The sequence below is a fragment of the Flavobacterium sp. genome, assembly GCF_004211145.1.
Lineage (GTDB): Bacteria > Bacteroidota > Bacteroidia > Flavobacteriales > Flavobacteriaceae > Flavobacterium.
Genome location: NZ_SEBS01000007.1, coordinates 70,242 through 86,537 on the forward strand (window position 1 = coordinate 70,242; position 16,296 = coordinate 86,537).

The 16,296-nt window shown below is 47.7% G+C and carries 17 protein-coding genes; 11 read left to right on the plus strand and 6 right to left on the minus strand.

What is annotated here, in order from left to right:
* Window positions 1-15: 15 nt before the first annotated feature.
* The gene (locus EOO50_RS04910) at window positions 16-252 is read left to right on the plus strand and encodes a DUF6095 family protein (RefSeq protein ID WP_290838373.1); all 237 of its coding nucleotides are present in this window, start codon (window positions 16-18) and stop codon (window positions 250-252) included.
* A gap of 1 nt (window position 253) precedes the next feature.
* Here EOO50_RS04910 and EOO50_RS04915 read toward each other — a convergent pair whose 3' ends face one another.
* Together EOO50_RS04915 and EOO50_RS04920 are read right to left on the minus strand one after the other, a co-directional pair.
* On the minus strand, window positions 254-925 hold the full coding sequence (locus EOO50_RS04915; protein WP_290838374.1) for a YiiX family permuted papain-like enzyme: 672 nt from the start codon (window positions 923-925) through the stop codon (window positions 254-256).
* Window positions 926-974: 49 nt separating this feature from the next.
* The gene (locus EOO50_RS04920) at window positions 975-1,895 is read right to left on the minus strand and encodes a sialate O-acetylesterase (protein WP_290838376.1); all 921 of its coding nucleotides are present in this window, start codon (window positions 1,893-1,895) and stop codon (window positions 975-977) included.
* Window positions 1,896-1,998: 103 nt separating this feature from the next.
* On the opposite strand from EOO50_RS04920, the gene EOO50_RS04925 reads away from it, so the two are divergent.
* The 10 genes from EOO50_RS04925 to EOO50_RS04970 all read left to right on the plus strand — a co-directional run bounded on the left by EOO50_RS04925 (window position 1,999) and on the right by EOO50_RS04970 (window position 8,982).
* On the plus strand, window positions 1,999-2,577 hold the full coding sequence (locus EOO50_RS04925; protein ID WP_290838377.1) for a DUF1572 family protein: 579 nt from the start codon (window positions 1,999-2,001) through the stop codon (window positions 2,575-2,577).
* 206 nt (window positions 2,578-2,783) lie between these two features.
* Entirely contained in the window at window positions 2,784-3,152 is a 369-nt protein-coding gene (locus tag EOO50_RS04930) for a DNA topoisomerase IV (protein ID WP_290838379.1), read from the plus strand.
* Window positions 3,153-3,164: 12 nt separating this feature from the next.
* Entirely contained in the window at window positions 3,165-3,965 is an 801-nt protein-coding gene (locus EOO50_RS04935) for a TerC family protein (RefSeq protein WP_290838380.1), read from the plus strand.
* Window positions 3,966-4,334, plus strand: coding sequence for a hypothetical protein (locus EOO50_RS04940; RefSeq protein WP_290838381.1), 369 nt, complete (start codon window positions 3,966-3,968; stop codon window positions 4,332-4,334).
* Window positions 4,335-4,428: 94 nt separating this feature from the next.
* Window positions 4,429-5,226, plus strand: coding sequence for an MbnP family protein (locus EOO50_RS04945; RefSeq protein WP_290838382.1), 798 nt, complete (start codon window positions 4,429-4,431; stop codon window positions 5,224-5,226).
* Entirely contained in the window at window positions 5,226-6,257 is a 1,032-nt protein-coding gene (locus EOO50_RS04950; protein WP_290838383.1) for a cytochrome c peroxidase, read from the plus strand. The genes EOO50_RS04945 and EOO50_RS04950 overlap by 1 nt, the downstream gene beginning before the upstream one ends.
* Complete coding sequence (locus EOO50_RS04955) at window positions 6,257-7,210, plus strand: transporter (protein WP_290838384.1); 954 nt, start codon at window positions 6,257-6,259, stop codon at window positions 7,208-7,210. The genes EOO50_RS04950 and EOO50_RS04955 overlap by 1 nt, the downstream gene beginning before the upstream one ends.
* Before the next feature lie 42 nt (window positions 7,211-7,252).
* Window positions 7,253-8,350 carry an SBBP repeat-containing protein gene (locus EOO50_RS04960; RefSeq protein WP_290838385.1) on the plus strand — a complete coding sequence of 366 codons (1,098 nt, stop codon included), beginning with the start codon at window positions 7,253-7,255 and terminating at the stop codon, window positions 8,348-8,350.
* A complete protein-coding gene (locus EOO50_RS04965) occupies window positions 8,317-8,811 on the plus strand; it encodes a hypothetical protein (RefSeq protein ID WP_290838386.1) in 495 nt (164 codons plus the stop codon). Before EOO50_RS04960 ends, EOO50_RS04965 begins: the two co-directional genes overlap by 34 nt.
* Before the next feature lie 18 nt (window positions 8,812-8,829).
* Entirely contained in the window at window positions 8,830-8,982 is a 153-nt protein-coding gene (locus tag EOO50_RS04970; RefSeq protein WP_290838469.1) for a T9SS type A sorting domain-containing protein, read from the plus strand.
* 25 nt (window positions 8,983-9,007) lie between these two features.
* Here EOO50_RS04970 and EOO50_RS04975 read toward each other — a convergent pair whose 3' ends face one another.
* The 4 genes from EOO50_RS04975 to EOO50_RS04990 form a co-directional block, all read right to left on the minus strand.
* Complete coding sequence (locus EOO50_RS04975; protein WP_290838387.1) at window positions 9,008-11,701, minus strand: DNA gyrase/topoisomerase IV subunit A; 2,694 nt, start codon at window positions 11,699-11,701, stop codon at window positions 9,008-9,010.
* Window positions 11,702-11,959: 258 nt separating this feature from the next.
* On the minus strand, window positions 11,960-13,816 hold the full coding sequence (locus tag EOO50_RS04980) for a DNA topoisomerase IV subunit B (RefSeq protein WP_290838388.1): 1,857 nt from the start codon (window positions 13,814-13,816) through the stop codon (window positions 11,960-11,962).
* Window positions 13,817-14,029: 213 nt separating this feature from the next.
* Window positions 14,030-14,977 carry a lipid A deacylase LpxR family protein gene (locus tag EOO50_RS04985; RefSeq protein WP_290838389.1) on the minus strand — a complete coding sequence of 316 codons (948 nt, stop codon included), beginning with the start codon at window positions 14,975-14,977 and terminating at the stop codon, window positions 14,030-14,032.
* A 293-nt stretch (window positions 14,978-15,270) separates the two neighbouring features.
* Window positions 15,271-16,242: a transglutaminase domain-containing protein gene (locus tag EOO50_RS04990; RefSeq protein ID WP_290838390.1), complete on the minus strand. Its 972-nt coding sequence runs from the start codon at window positions 16,240-16,242 to the stop codon at window positions 15,271-15,273.
* Between the last annotated feature and the right edge of the window lie 54 nt (window positions 16,243-16,296).

The following is a 16,296-nucleotide window of genomic DNA, read 5'->3' on the forward strand; positions in this document are numbered from 1 at the left end:
CTAAATCCATTTACGATGCCGACCGACAAAATCTTACTCAACAAAGGAATGAAGTTTATGGTGTATGCGTTACCGTTGTTCTTCATCGGACCATCGGTAATCTACAATGCGTTCCAAAACCAACAGAATGTTTGGCATTATCTTGTCCTGGCGGTTGGCATCACGATGTGTTTCGGCGCGGTTTACTTTTCGTTCAAAGGGATAAATACGATCATTAAAAGTATGTTCGACGGCGACAAAAATGCGCAATAAATCAGTTCGCCATAACGTCTTCCAACAGTTCACTTTCAAAGATCGATTGGGGCGATATTACGATTTCGTCGAGCGGAATATTTTTGCCGTAGCGTTCTGTTAATTTGGCTTTCACCGCGGGTTGCGACAAATCGAAGTCTTTTAGTTTCTCGAGTTTTCCTACTTTGACCCCGAAAGCGCGTTTGTACATTTTCCAGACCAATTCGGAGCAATATATTTTCTCGTCCGACCATGAAAAGCCCAGGTCGTACGATTTTCCGACCATCGCTTTTCCAAAACTTGCTACTTTCGAAATGTTCTCGCGCGTGAAATAACGGTCGCGATCCTTTAGTCTTTTCACGACATACTTCCCATTTTTACCTCTTGCTATCCACTCCGACAACGGCGTCATTTTTACGGGTTGGACGGCTTCAAATACATACGTTCCATTTTCATTGTATATGATTCCGCAATGCGAATATTTTGAATGCGTCGCCAATTGTATGGCTCGGCTTTGGGACGAGGTCGATGTTTGAAAAATGATGTCGCCGTTTTTGTATTGATTTGGGATGGCTTTACCTTCTTCATTTGCTATTTCGCGCTCATGCCGTCGATTATAAAATTTCTTGCAATATATCAAGCCCGCGCCTGCGGACAAGATTAAGAAAATTACCAGCAGCGTCACTTTTCTCATAAATTGAAACCCGTTTGATCGTACTATTATGTAACGTTTTACGTAACGACTATTTCTTTAACAACTTCGCCATCTCGTCGGCGAAATTCTTCCCAAAATCAATATAACCCGCACTATCGTAATGATACGGATCCGAATATGAATAACGCGACGTGCTCCTCACGATTCCGGCTCTCTTATCGTCGCGCACGAATTTCTCCTGGCAATAACGTACAAGATCGCCGTTCTTGAACACGATGCCACTTTCACTGTTTCCCGAATCGGAAATCTTCCCGACGACGACAGGCAAATCCTTTTCCTTGAAAACCGATCGCATCATCTCGATCAGGTGGTTTAGGTTCTTATAATATTCCATCGCGATTTCCTCGGTAAACGATCCGTCGCCTTCGCCCTGCATCCATAAAATGCCTGAAAAAACGAGCGTATCGGCCTTTCCATCTCCGTTTACATCTTTCGCGCCTTTCGCGCCTTCGATCGTCTTCAAAAAGAAATCATACTGGTTTGGCTTGGCTTTGTATTCGGGCTCCCAACAACCGAACGGGCCGGTTGCCAAACTGTCCAATCCCGAACCGTTGCGTGCATATTTGATGATCGCGATCTTGTCGTTCGGGTACAACTCACGCATGCGCTTTGCGAAAGTCAATTCGACCCCGAACCGATCCGAGGGCTTGTTCTCTTTTCCATCGGATGCGAATCCCGTTCCATGCCCCGGCCGCAATTGCTCCCATTTCCCTACGCCTAATCCCGGTTCACCGTCGCCGCCGCGGTTGCCGTCAAAAATATAAACGTCCTTCATGGGTTGGCTCAAATCTGCAGGCAAGTCCTTATTGAATCCGAAGCCTTCCATATTCGATTGTCCGCCCAGATAAAATACCTTGAACGTGTCGCCTTTCTGGGCCGATGCGGAACAGGCCGCAGCCAACACGACAAAGGTGCGGCAGATTGAATTGAATAAACGTTGATTAATCATTTGTTTCCGTTTGTTTCCGTTTGTTTCCGTTTGTAATCGTTTGCTGTGATCCGAAAATATGAAATTTTCGCGTAAATTAGGATCACGGAATTCAAACACGGTCATGAAAAATCGACAAAATCCTTATCTGGAAAGCGTTCACAAGCAATTTCTATATTATAAGATGCTTGGAGAAAAGGCGATGGAGCAACTCGAGCCGGAGCAACTATTCATGGCGTTGAACGACGATACGAACAGCATTTCAGTTATCGTAAATCATATTTCCGGCAACATGCTTTCGCGCTGGACCGATTTTTTGACGTCGGACGGAGAAAAAGAATGGAGAAGCCGCGACGCCGAATTCGAAGATGTATTGACGACGAAAGAACAAGTAACGGCGAGTTGGGAAAAAGGATGGACCTGTTTATTTGAAGCAATCGATGCGCTTTCGAGCGACCAACTCTCCCAAATCATTTACATCAGGAACGAAGGACATACGGTCATCGAAGCCATCAACCGGCAGTTGGCGCATTATCCGTATCATGTGGGTCAAATAGTGTTCTATGCGAAGTTGCTCAAAAAATCATCATGGGAAAGTCTGTCGATCGCGAAGAACGCCTCGAAAAACTACAATGCCGACAAGTTCTCCAAAGAAAAGTCGATAAAACATTTCACCGACGAAGAAATCACGCGAATTAAGTAAGTTTCGATTTTTTCATACGCGGTCCAATACCTAACTTTGCATCGGGACACCAAGCAGCCCGGATGGAAACAGAAAGCCTTTCGAGAAAAAAGCCTGGTTTTGCCAAAGCGCGGCGGCGACCAAAGGAAGCCCGGCGCGGTTTGTTGCAAATCCCGCTTTTTTAAGAAAGCTTGACGCGAACAGCCGGATTAGCTGCCCAGAAAATTATGAAAAAACTCCTTTTGATAGTACCGTTTGCTTTTGCTTCCTGTTATGACGTCGAGCGCGACTGCAAGGATTTCAAGACGGGAACGTTTGAATTCACGGCCGAAATAAACGGCGTCAAAAAAACCACGACATTCGAACGGACCGAGGATCGGGAAATCGATTTTTACGACGGGAAATCCGATACCGCGACGGTTCGCTGGGTAAACGATTGTGAATTCGTGCTCCAAAAGTTACACCCCAAAACAATGGCCGAAAAGCAAGCCATCGCGATGAAAATCTTGACCACGTCAAAAAATTCGTATACCTTTGAATACGGCGTTGTCGGCAGCGACATCACGCAAAAAGGAACCGCTGTAAAAATCAAATAAAAGCCACAATCAATGGAAGTTTTCCTGAATCCGAATGCCTGGATCGCACTTTTGACACTTACGTTTCTAGAAATCGTATTGGGTATCGATAATATCATTTTCATTTCGATAACAACGGGTAAACTGCCGCCGGAACAACGCAAAAAAGCGACGAAAGTGGGAATGTTTTTGGCGATGTTCATGCGGATCGCCATGTTGTTCGGGATATCGTTGCTGATCGCGATGAAAGAGGCATGGTTCGACATCCAGACGAGTTGGTTTGAAATCCATGTGTCCGGTCAAAGCCTTATTCTTTTCCTTGGAGGATTGTTTCTTTTGTATAAAAGTACGGTCGAAATCCGCGAAAAGGTAGAACACAAGGGCGAAGAGGAAAAAGAAGTCAAGAAAAGCGCCGCGAAGTCATTCAGCAACGTTATTTTCCAGATCATCATGATCGATATCGTGTTCTCGTTCGACAGTATTCTTACCGCAGTGGGAATGACCAACGGCGTCGAGGGCGCGATTTATATAATGATTACTGCGGTCGTGATCTCGGTTTTGATCATGATGCAGTTCGCGGTCCAGGTTGGGAATTTCGTGAACAATCACCCCGCGATACAAATCCTCGCGTTGTCGTTCCTCGTGCTGATCGGGTTTATGCTGATCACTGAATCGGCACATTTGGCACACGCTTCCTTCTTTGGCAACACCGTCGACACCATTCCAAAAGGATACTTGTATTTCGCGATCGCGTTCTCGCTTCTAGTCGAAGTCCTGAACATGAAAATGGAAAAACGCAACAAGAAAAAACAATCTCCCGACGAAGAAGCATAAGTGAAATATCTGGTTGTCATAGCGACGTTTTTCTTCCTGTTCAAACCGGTTTTCCCGGTCGTGCAGTACGTTATCGACTACGATTACATCGCGACCGTACTTTGCGTGAACAAGGCGAAACCCGAACTTAAATGTAACGGGAAATGCCATTTGATGAAAGAACTCGCGAAGGCTTCCGACAGCGAGAAACCAGCATCCCAAAACGACAAAAAAGGCTTCACTCCTATTGAACTCTTCTGCAATACGGCTGAGGAAATCGTCATCGCCGACGTTTTTCAACCGCTCAAAAAACAGTCTCGATTCTTTTTCAAACCTTCAGATTACGCTGCGTTTGAACAGGTAACTTTCCATCCTCCCGCTGTAGTTTAGATGTAACTTTTTGGTCAGTATCAATGCCCGAATCCAATTTGGTTCGCGCCCTTGTACCCTGTACCCTGTACCTATTAAAATCTAAATTCACAAAATGAAAACGACAAACACATTTTTTGCCGCATTGGCAAGCGCATGCCTTATGCTTTCCTGTTCATCCGACGATTCGTCGCCCGCAACCGGAACCGGCGCGATCAACATCGAATTCGACAACGTTTACGGAGCCAACAACCTGATTTTAGGCACGCAGCCGAATACGACCTCACAGGGCGAAACCCTCAAGATCAACCAACTCAAATACATCGTAAGCAACATTAAACTTACGCGCACCGACGGGACAATTTTCACATACCCGAAAAGCCAAAGCTATTTCATTGTCGATGAAACCGATCTCGCATCGCAAACGCTGAACCTGCAAAATATTCCCGCGGGCGACTACGCCTCGATCACGTTCGGCATCGGCGTCGACGAAGAACAATGGCTGCTGGGCGCCGACGGACAAGGCGATTTCCTATCGTTGGCCGACAGCGAGGACATGATGTGGTCGTGGAGCGCGGGTTATAAATTCGTGATGTTCGAAGGGAATTTCACGTCGGGTTCGGTCGCGAATGAAACGCCGTTCATGGTTCACACGGGTAAAACCGGGACCGATTACAATTACACCTCGGTCACGATCCCATTCACGAACTCGGCTTTGGTGAGAACCGACATCACGCCACAAGTGCATATTTTCGCCGACGCCTCGAAAATCATCGACGGAAACAACAAGATCATCTTGTCCGACAACAACGAAGGCGGCATGGGCGCGATGATCATGGGCGGAGAAAACCTGCCGCTGATCACCGCGAACCTCTCACAAATGTTCACGGTAAACCACGTACACAACGACTGATGCGACATTTTTTATGGCTATTTTTCATCGGGTTGGCATCTTGCTCGCCCGATGAATCCCAATATGTCCCGATTCCTATCGACGTTGCAAAACCATCGAACTTCCCTGATTTCGCCTATAATTTCGAAGCCAATCCTCCAACGGAAGCGGGTTTCGAGCTCGGAAAAAAGATTTTCTACGACGGACGATTGTCGAACGACGGCACGATTTCGTGCGGTTTCTGCCACATCCAACAACACGCGTTCACGCACCACGGCCACAGTTTGAGCCATGGCGTGAACAATGCGGTGGGTTTGCGCAACACGCCCGCGATCCAAAACATGGCGTTCCAAAACACGTTCATGTGGGACGGCGCGACCGATAATCTCGATTTGCAACCGATCATCCCGATCACGAGCGAGGTCGAGATGCACGGGAATTTTGCCTCTATCGTAGCGATGATGCGCAACGACGCGACGTACAAAAAAATGTTTACACGCGCGTTTCCCGAGGCCGACATCGATTCGGAACATCTGCTCAAAGCGCTTGGGCAATTTGTCGCGCTCATGCAGAGTTCGAATTCCCGCTTCGATAAGTTCCGACGCAACGAAGCCGGTGGGAATTTCTCGACCGACGAAGCCGCGGGTTACGTTATTTTCCAGCAAAAGTGCGCGTCTTGTCACGCGACCGATCTCCAAACCGACCAATCGTTCCGCAACAACGGGCTCGCCGTGAATATGCAATTGAACGACATCGGGCGCGAACGCGTGACGGGATTGGCTTCGGACAAATATAAATTCCGGGTGCCGAGTTTGCGCAATATCGAAAAAACAGCGCCATACATGCACGACGGACGATTCTATACGTTGGATGCCGTGCTTGAACATTACAATTCGGGCGTGCAACAATCGGCGACGCTCGATGCGGTCCTGCAACAGAACGGATCACTCGGCATCGCATTGTCGGCTGCCGAAAAATCACAAATCATCGCATTCCTTAAAACCTTGACAGACGAGGAATTCCTTACCAATCCTAAATTTTCAGAGTACTGATGAAATATTCTTTATTGTTATTTTTATTGTCATTTCCGACGTTGATTTTCGCTTCGGAAACTGACACGATATCGTCGCGAATCTACAAACAGCGTTTCGCAAAAATGCTCGACGATTGCGATGCCTGCGGCTGTTCGGCGACGGGCGGAAGCATGGGATTCGCCTCGTTGCTCAATACGAATTTCGTAGGCGTGCGCTACATTTATCAGCGCTATGACAGCAGCGACGGACTTTATGCTAATTCGCCCTGGTATGCCGAGCAGTTCAACTCGATGCAAGTCTGGGGCCGAATCCCAATTTTCAAGAACGCCCAGGTCAGCGTACTCGTGCCGTATCACAGCAACAATCGCGAGACCGAAACGGGAACGCATTCCATCAACGGAATCGGCGATGTGACTGTCATCGGACTTTACAAACTGTATCAAACCAAATCCGATTCGACTTTTTTCGTGCACACATTCCAATTGGGAGCAGGCGTGAAACTGCCGACGGGAAAATACGACGAAGCCAACAACGGCAGCATCAATCCCGGATTCCAGCTCGGAACAGGAAGTTTCGATTATTTGTTCCTCGCCGAACATACGATCCGGCCCAAGCGATTCGGATGGCAGACGATGGCGAATTATATCGTCAAAACCGAAAATGACAAGAATTATCGCTTCGGCGACCAATTCAATTACTCGGGAACGCTTTTCTGGTTGCGCGAACGCGATTCGTTTTCAGTCTCGCCACAAATGGGCCTCGCGGGTGAAGTCTCCCAAAGCAATCACCAACACGGACAACGGATTGCGCAAACGTCTGGCAATGTACTTTTCGGGAAAGTCGGTTTGGAAGCTGGTTTGAAGAAATGGTCGGCGGGCTTGCAATTCCTGACACCGATAAATCAGGATTTGACGGGCGGACGCGTCGATGCGAAATATAGGGTTGGTATAAACCTGAACTACAGTCTTTAGGAAATTATCCGATATTTCTTTACTTTACTGAAAAATTCATCGATGGGAAAACTGTACGCGCTTTATCTGCTATTCGCATTTACTGCATTTTCAACGCTCGAAGCCCAAACCGTCCAATGGGCAAAACGCGTTGGCGGGCCGCACGAGGACAAAATCAGAAGCGTGGCTACCGACGGCGATGGAAACCTGGTCGTGTTAGGGTCGTTCGCGACTACGGCCGATTTGAATCCAGGCGATGACGTGAACCCATTTTCAACGTTATACCCTGAAAATTATCTCGGGGATATTTTCATTTCGAAACTGGACGAGAACGGCGATGCTTTATGGATTACGCAGATCGGATGCAACGCCGGCATTTTTCCGTCGGATCTTTCGGTTGATGCCCAAGGCAATTCATACGTTTCGGGACAATTTATGGGCAGCGCGCAAATGAACATTGCAGGCACGATTTCGACCTTTACTTCGTCGGGCGGTTACGATGCATTTATCGCCAAAGTAGATACGAACGGAAACATTGTCTGGGCAAAAAGTGTCGGGGCGGGCACGGACGATTTTACGCGAACAGTTCATGCAACTGCCGACGGCGTGCTGCTCGGCGGATATATTTCACAAACCGTCGCCTTTGACGCCAATGATCCGCAATACACGCTGAACGCCTCCGAGATTGGCGATCCATTCCTCGCAAAGTTCGATTTCAACGGAAACGTGGTCTGGTCTTCGATATTTCAAGGCGATGGCGATTGGGTCGCGGTGCCGAACGAGATTACCGATGTCACTACCGATGCTTCGGGCAACATAATCGCTGTTGGCCGATTTCATTCGACTGTCGATTTCGATCCGGGTTCAGGATCGCATCAAGTTGCGTCGTACGCGCAAAATTTTGGAGATTCTTTTATCGTCAAGTTAAGTGCTCATTATATTTGGACGCGACACTTTGGGAATACGAGTCAGGACGGTCAATTCACATCGATTGCGATTGATCAGGGCGGAAGCATTTTCGTTTCAGGAGTCTTCGCCGGGCCGACTGATTTCGATGGGCAACTGTTGACCACATCACCCGATTATTTCGCGACACCAACGTTTGCCGTTTTTCGCCCGATGGAAATTTGCTTTGGACAAAAAAATGGGGCGGAACGCTGACCGATCGACCGTACAAGATCGTAGCGGCACAAAATAAGATTCTCGTGACCGGATATGCCGTGAACAACGTTGATTTTGATCCCGGCGACGGAATCTCGTCTTTTTATTCGGACCATTTCACTTCCTATATCAATGCGCTCGATTACGACGGGAATTTCCTGTTCGCATCGCCGGTCATTGGCGAAGGTGAATTATCTGCCGCTACAATCGGATATGGGCTGGTAGTGAAAGAAGATGCCATTTTTTCGGTCGGACAATTTTGTAATTCGGCGAATTTTGGAACCGACACCGCTCCCGTTTCGCTTGTTGCCGATTCGTCAAATCAGTTCGGCGAAAAAACTGACGGATACATTGCGAAATACAGCCTGAATGCGTTATCGAACGCGCAAGCCGATAAAACACAAACCTCGATGTATCCGAATCCGACTTCGGGAATCGTCAACCTGAGGTTCGACCGATGAAAGACTCGATCGCTTAGGCTGAGTAACGCTTTGGGACAGGAAATAATGACCTCATATTCAAACGCGGATCTCGCGGAAATCAATCTCGACAGGCTTTCCCCAGGCGTTTACGTGTTGTCGATTCTCGTCGACGGATCGACAACCGAAACCCATAAAATCCTAAAAAAATAAGCCGCTTCAATCAGCGGCTTTATTTTTATTCTAAACTCAATGTTATTTGTCCTTCATCGTCTATTTCAGAATCGGGCGCTTCGCCAAGATCGATTTCCTGTTCAGGAACTTCCTCGACGGGCGGATCGTACGGCAATGGTTCGAGCAGATTCACCGTCTTTAATTTGTCGGCAGTTAGCTGGTTGCCTTGCGCCTTGAAACCTTTGACCGTGATGAAACTTTCTATGTCGACGGTCTGGTTTTCCTTTTGAACGCCTTTGACTTTCGTGAAAATCAATTCGGCGACGGGACGATAATCGGTAGAAACGATTTCGAGTTGCGATCCCGGATGTTCTGAAATGAAAATGTCTTCCTTGTTCTCGTTCTCGACCAAAAAGCGCTTGATGTAGTAGCGTTCCTTTTCGCCATCGTAATAAATCGCCGAGATCGGTTTGTTCGGGATCCATTTTTCGAGCACGACCATGTCCTGATCGAAATGCGTGGAAAGTTCGGGAATGATCGTTTTGAGTTTTCCGGTCGACGACACGACAAGCAATCGATCGGCAGGTCGGAATTCACCCAAGAGTTCGCCTCGCCCATCAGTATTCAAACGCTGCACCGTATCGTCGAACCAGATTTTTCGCGGCAACAGCGTTGAGATTCCTTTTTCCTTGAGCTCGATTTTCTTGATCGGATATTTGGAAACCGTATTTCCGCGCGAATTCCTGCCTTTGATCGTCATGTCGGCGAAATCGAGGTCGAATTTTAGCTTTTTGATGGTTCCGATTTGTCGCAACAACACCGTAATCACTTCGGCTTCCCCATTCGGGTTGGCTGAGAAATACAATACTTGCGAACCCGGTTTTTCCTGCGTCAGGTCGTAAGCCTTGTCTCGCGTCACGCCCGAAACGTTGAAACGCTTGATGAAACTCGGTCCCGATTTCCCGTCTCGGTAAACCATATTATAGATCGTGCGCTTGTCGTTCTTGTCGAAAATCGCCACGTGAATGATGTCTTTGCCGATGAATTTCTTCTCGTCAACCTTCACGATATACATGTTTCCGTCGCGCAGGAATACGATCACGTCGTCGATGTCGGAACAATCGGCTACATATTCGTCTTTCTTTAATCCTGTCCCGACGAAACCTTCCTCGCGGTTCACGTATAATTTGGTGTTACGGAGCACGACTTTCGTGGCCTCGATCGTATCGAACGAACGTAATTCGGTTTGGCGCTCGCGGCCTTTTCCATATTTTTCCTTTAATCGGAGGAAAAAAGCGATCGCAAAATCAACGATGTGATCCAAATCGTGCTTCACTTGTTCGATGTCGCCTTCCAAAGCTTCGAGTTTTTCCTGGGCTTTGTCGATGTCGAATTTCGAGATGCGTTTGATTCGGATTTCGGTCAATCGCACGATATCTTCCTCGGTGACTTCGCGTTTCAAGTGTTTCGTAAACGGCTTCAAGCCTTCGTCGATCGCGCGGATCACGCCTTCCCAAGTCGATTCTTCCTCGATCAAACGGTAGATTCGGTTCTCGATGAAAATGCGCTCGAGAGACAGGAAATGCCATTGTTCCTCGAGTTCGTCGAGTTGGATTTCGAGTTCGCGTTTGAGCAGTTCGACTGTTCTCGCGGTAGAAACCCGAAGCATTTCAGACACGCCGACGAATCGCGGTTTGTGATCTTCTATGACGCATCCCAATGGCGCGACCGAAGTTTCGCAAGCCGTGAACGCGAACAACGCGTCGATGGTCTTGTCGGGCGAAACGCCTGGAAATAAATGAATCAGGATTTCGACTTCGGCAGCCGTATTGTCCTCGATTTTCTTGATCTTGATCTTGCCTTTTTCGTTGGCTTTCAGGATCGAATCGATTAATGTCGATGTATTCGTCGAAAACGGGATTTGCGTAATGACGAGCGTATTCTTGTCAAGCTGCGAGATCTTCGCGCGCACCCGAACACGTCCGCCGCGCATGCCGTCGTTGTAATTGGAAACGTCGGCGACTCCCGCGGTCATGAAATCCGGGAACAGCGTAAACGGTTTTCCCTTTAATATTTTGATCGTCGAATCGATGAGTTCATTGAAGTTGTGCGGCAGGACTTTGGTCGATAGTCCGACGGCGATTCCCTCGGCGCCCTGAGCGAGCAACAACGGGAATTTGACGGGAAGGTTGACCGGTTCGTTTCTTCGACCATCATACGACGCTTGCCATTCGGTGATTTTCGGCGAATACAAAACGTCGTGCGCAAACTTCGTGAGTCGCGCTTCGATGTAACGAGAAGCTGCGGCACCGTCGCCCGTTAGGATATTTCCCCAGTTTCCTTGGGTGTCGATCAATAGATCTTTTTGCCCGATCTGCACCATCGCATCCCCGATCGACGCGTCTCCGTGCGGATGATATTGCATCGTGTGCCCGACCACGTTCGCGACCTTGTTGTAACGGCCGTCGTCGAGTTCGCGCATCGAGTGCATGATGCGGCGCTGCACGGGCTTGAAACCGTCTTCGATAGCGGGAACGGCGCGCTCCAAAATCACGTACGACGCGTAATCGAGGAACCAGTCTTTGTACATACCGGTAACTTTGACGATCGTATCTTCAGGATTCGTTTCCTGGCTTTCGAAGAAGTGAGCCGTTTCAGCCGATGAGGCGCTCGATGACAAATCGCCTTGTTCAGGTAATTGTCCTTCTTTATCGTTTACGCCCTCGGGGAGATCATTTATATTTTCTTCGTCGTTCACTTTTTAATTAATAATGAATAATTAACAATGAATAATTGATTTTCGTCCCGCAGAACGAATTTTTTTGTTGCGAACCGCCGCCCGAACCGCAGCGGAGCTCCTTTTGGCTGGCGGAGTATTCTGCAATGTTCAGGCTCTCGGCCAAGTATATTACCTCACGTTTCTATAGCACGAAAGTTTCGATCAGTCGCTTGCCGGTCGAACCGATAGCGGAAATATCCGCCCAACCAATAATTATTAATTGTTCATTATTAATTATCAATTCTTCTCCACAACGTCTAACTCAACCTTCAAATTCCTAATTATAAACTGTTGTCTGTCCGGTGTATTTTTCCCCATGTAAAATTCCAACAGCGACTCGATTGTCGTTGCGCGGTCGAGCATGACCGGATCGAGGCGGATGTCGGCTCCGATGAAATGCACGAACTCGTCGGGCGAAATCTCTCCCAAACCTTTGAATCGCGTGATCTCAGGTTTCGGTTTGAGTTTTTCTATGGCGTTTACGCGTTCTTCCTCACTGTAACAATAAATGGTTTCCTTGCGGTTTCTCACACGGAAAAGCGGCGTTTGCAAAATGTACAAATGGCCTTCCTTGATCATTTCGGGGAAGAATTGCAGGAAAAACGTGATCAGCAATAAGCGGATGTGCATGCCGTCGACATCGGCGTCGGTCGCGATCACGATGTTGTTGTACCGCAGATCTTCCATGCTTTCCTCGATGTTGAGCGCGGCCTGTAACAAGTTGAATTCCTCGTTCTCATATACAATTTTCTTGGACATTCCGTACGAGTTGAGCGGCTTTCCACGCAGCGAGAAAACGGCTTGTGTGTTGACGTTTCGCGATTTTGTGATCGAACCTGAAGCGGAATCTCCTTCGGTGATGAACAGCGTACTTTCCAAACTCAAAGGATTCTTGGTATCGGTCAAATGCACGCGACAATCGCGCAGTTTCTTATTGTGCAAACTGGCTTTCTTGGCGCGGTCCTTCGCGAGTTTGCGGATTCCCGAAAGTTCTTTGCGTTCGCGCTCGGCCTGCAAAATTTTACGCAGAAGCAAATCGGCGACTTCGGGATTCTTGTGTAGGAAATTATCTAGTTTGGTCTTGATGAAATCGTTGATGAAGGTTCGGACGCTTGGCAAATCGGGTCCCATTTCGGTCGATCCCAATTTCGTTTTCGTCTGGGATTCGAAGACAGGCTCCATGACTTTGACCGAGATTCCGGCGACGATCGACTTTCGGATATCCGATGGTTCGAAGCCTTTATTGTAAAATTCGCGCACGGTCTTCACGATCGATTCGCGGAAGGCGTTCAGGTGCGTTCCTCCTTGCGTCGTGTTCTGGCCGTTGACGAACGAATGATATTCTTCGCTGTATTGGGTCTTGGAATGCGTCATCGCGATCTCTATGTCCTCGCCTTTCAAATGAATGACAGGATATTGCATGTCCTCTTCCTTGATGTCTTCTTCGAGCAAATCCTTCAAACCATTGTCCGAAAAATATTTTTCGCCGTTGAAATAAATTGTCAATCCGGTATTGAGATAGCAGTAATTCTTGAGCATCCGAATGACGTACTCGTTTCGGAACTTGTAGTTCTTGAAAATAAGTTCGTCGGGAATAAAAATGACTTTCGTGCCTTTGCGCTTCGTGGATTCGATGATGTCTTCTTCCATCGTAAGATTTCCCGCGTTGAATTCGGCGGCCTTTTGCTTTTCATCACGTACCGATTCGACGCGGAAATAGTTGGAAAGTGCGTTAACGGCTTTTGTTCCGACACCATTCAATCCAACCGATTTCTTGAACGCAAGCGAATCGTATTTACCGCCCGTGTTCATTTTCGACACGACATCGACGACTTTCCCAAGCGGAATGCCGCGTCCGTAATCGCGAACAGTAACGGTTTTGTCCTTGATCGTGACTTCGATGGTCTTGCCCGCGCCCATCACGAATTCGTCTATGCAATTATCGATGACTTCCTTGAGCAGGATGTAGATTCCGTCGTCAGGAGACGAGCCGTCGCCGAGTTTCCCGATATACATTCCGGGACGCATTCGGATATGCTCTTTCCAGTCGAGGGAACGTATATTGCCTTCGTTGTATTCGGTTTGTTCAGACATGTCGCGGGAATCAGTTTTGCGCTAATATATATCTAATACGCGCGTGAGGAAAGCAGTGGTCGGGAAAGTTATTAAGAATGATATTGACAGTTGACGAAAGACGAATGTCGAACGACAAACGACGAAGGACAAACGAAAATGTACCAATCAGCGCAAGAGACGACTCGAAAGTCCTTTGTCTTTAGTCATTAGTCTTTCGTCATTCTTCAATTCTCAAAAAGTAAACCCAATCCGAATCCCGCCCCATTTCGCCGAATTCCCACTGTCAAATTCCTTCGTGATCGCGCTTCGGGAGTATTCGAAATACAGCGTTCGAGTCTGGAGCACAAATCCGTAATTGTGTTGGGCGACGACACGTTTCACGTCGGACGATGCGATCGTGTACGGGCTTTTATCATTGAACAATCCGCCTTGCAGCGTCGCATCATATCCGATTATGCTGACCATGGGTTGCGAATAAAAATACAATGCGAATTTCTTTTTTTGGGCCGACGACGAAAAAGGCGAATTGATAATCCCGATCACACCATTCGCACCCACGGAAGCGTTCGTGAACAGCGTCCCGACACGAACCGTTCCCAATCCCTGAACCGCAAAATAATCGCGGAATCGGTACAATTGCTTTTCAAAACTGACTTCGTAATTAAGCACGACATCGTTCCTGATTTGGTTGTGCCAACCCAACGGAATCGTGTTTCCCGTGGCTTCGTGGATGCCGACCTGCATTTCTTCACCGAACGCGCCCGGACCGATAATTCCGACGTTAAGTGACGACGTCAATCGCGACTTCCTGATCGTATCGGTCGCAATCACGAAGCTTTTGAGCATGATGGCCGACGCGAACGGTCGGTCACCGTATTGGATTTCCTCGTACTTATAATGATGAGGCGTGAAACCGATGTGTTCGATCGACAAACCGAATTTGTATGAACTTTCATCGGGCTTGTAAAACAAATGATTTACGGGATTTTTCTCGAGCGACTTGAGTACGACTTCGAAATTGTAGCCTTGCGTGTAATTCCGGTCGGTCGACGTGAAATAATCATTGTCGTAATGGAAACGGAAATAACTTTCGGCACCCATATCGCGGAACGACGCCATGTTATCGATTTTTTGTGCGAAAAACGCCGTCGGGAAAAGCAAAAGGAACAGGTATCTCATGTCAATACCTACGCAAAACTCGATGGATGGGTTTAGGTTGGATACGATTAAATTCTTTGGGTGTCGAAATTGTTTCGGGCTTATTCGGTAAACAAATAAAATTTCGAAAAAATCGAGGTTCGTCTAGACCTAACAGGTTTAAGTGGCCGGCGTAGAGAAACCTGTTAGGTCTGACGAAGTTCGAAGAATTCCCCAACAATTTCCAGCAGATTTCACGTAAAAAATGTTAAAGTATACACACGATTTTCTTCCCGATTAAAGTTAACCCTAAATCGTCAACTCCAAAACTCAGGCTATTTCGACGCGGAAATCTTATACGTCGCCACCGATTCCTGATCGATGAAAATCGTCACGAATCCCGATGCGCCTTTTTCGAGCGGCACTTCAAATTCTGAAACATCGCCGTTTTTCTTCACATCGGCAATTCGGATTCTCCCGTCTTTGCTCAACGCGTAGGCCACGCGGTCGGTTTTCAGGTTTTGGATTTTAAATGGAATGATGTGGTTGTTGGGCAAAATTCCCGATTTAGGGAACGTAATCGTATATTCCGAATCGATGTACTGCCCCGAAAACAAAGGTAATCCCGCGAATTCCTCGGCGGTCCTGTTCGTGAGCAGCCATTTCTTCTCGTCGGGAAAATGATTCAGGAAAAACAAATCGGGATCGGTAAAGAAATAACTGGGATTGAATTTATTTACGAATTTCCCGGTCTGCGAATCAACCGAACCCGAACCCCAAGTCACGTCGATAAACTTCCATTCGTTCCCGATTTTCACCGCGTTCCAAATGTGGTCGGCGGCGGTCGGCAATTTCCCGATATGCGTCGGATGCGATTTCGATGTTCCCGGAATCGTCATGGTTTCCAAACCGACCAACTCGGCGACGCGGTCGTAAAGAGCCGTATAGCCGCGACAGACGCCCTTTTTGGTGCGCATCGTCCGTATCGCCAAATCGAGGTTGTATTGCTTGAGTTTCTTCTCTTTTTCCTCGGCCGAGCGATACGTGAATGCGACCTTCCCGCCTTGATTGCTGCGATATTCGTTCAAATCGTAACGCACGTTGTTCGCGATCCACGTGTAGATCGCTCGCGCTTTTGCGGTGTCCGACGAGAAGTCTGAAGCGACTCTTTCAGCTAATTTCTCAGGGTTCGAGAAACTGGCTGGATATGTCGAGACCTTCGCATCGACCGACGAAAAATCCTGGGCCGAAGCAAACGTGACGAACAGTAAGACAAAGGGTAAATTAAGGTTGGTGATCTTTTTCATACGGCGCCATCGGGCAACTATTTTGCCATGAATAGTTAACGCGGTTGTAAAGTT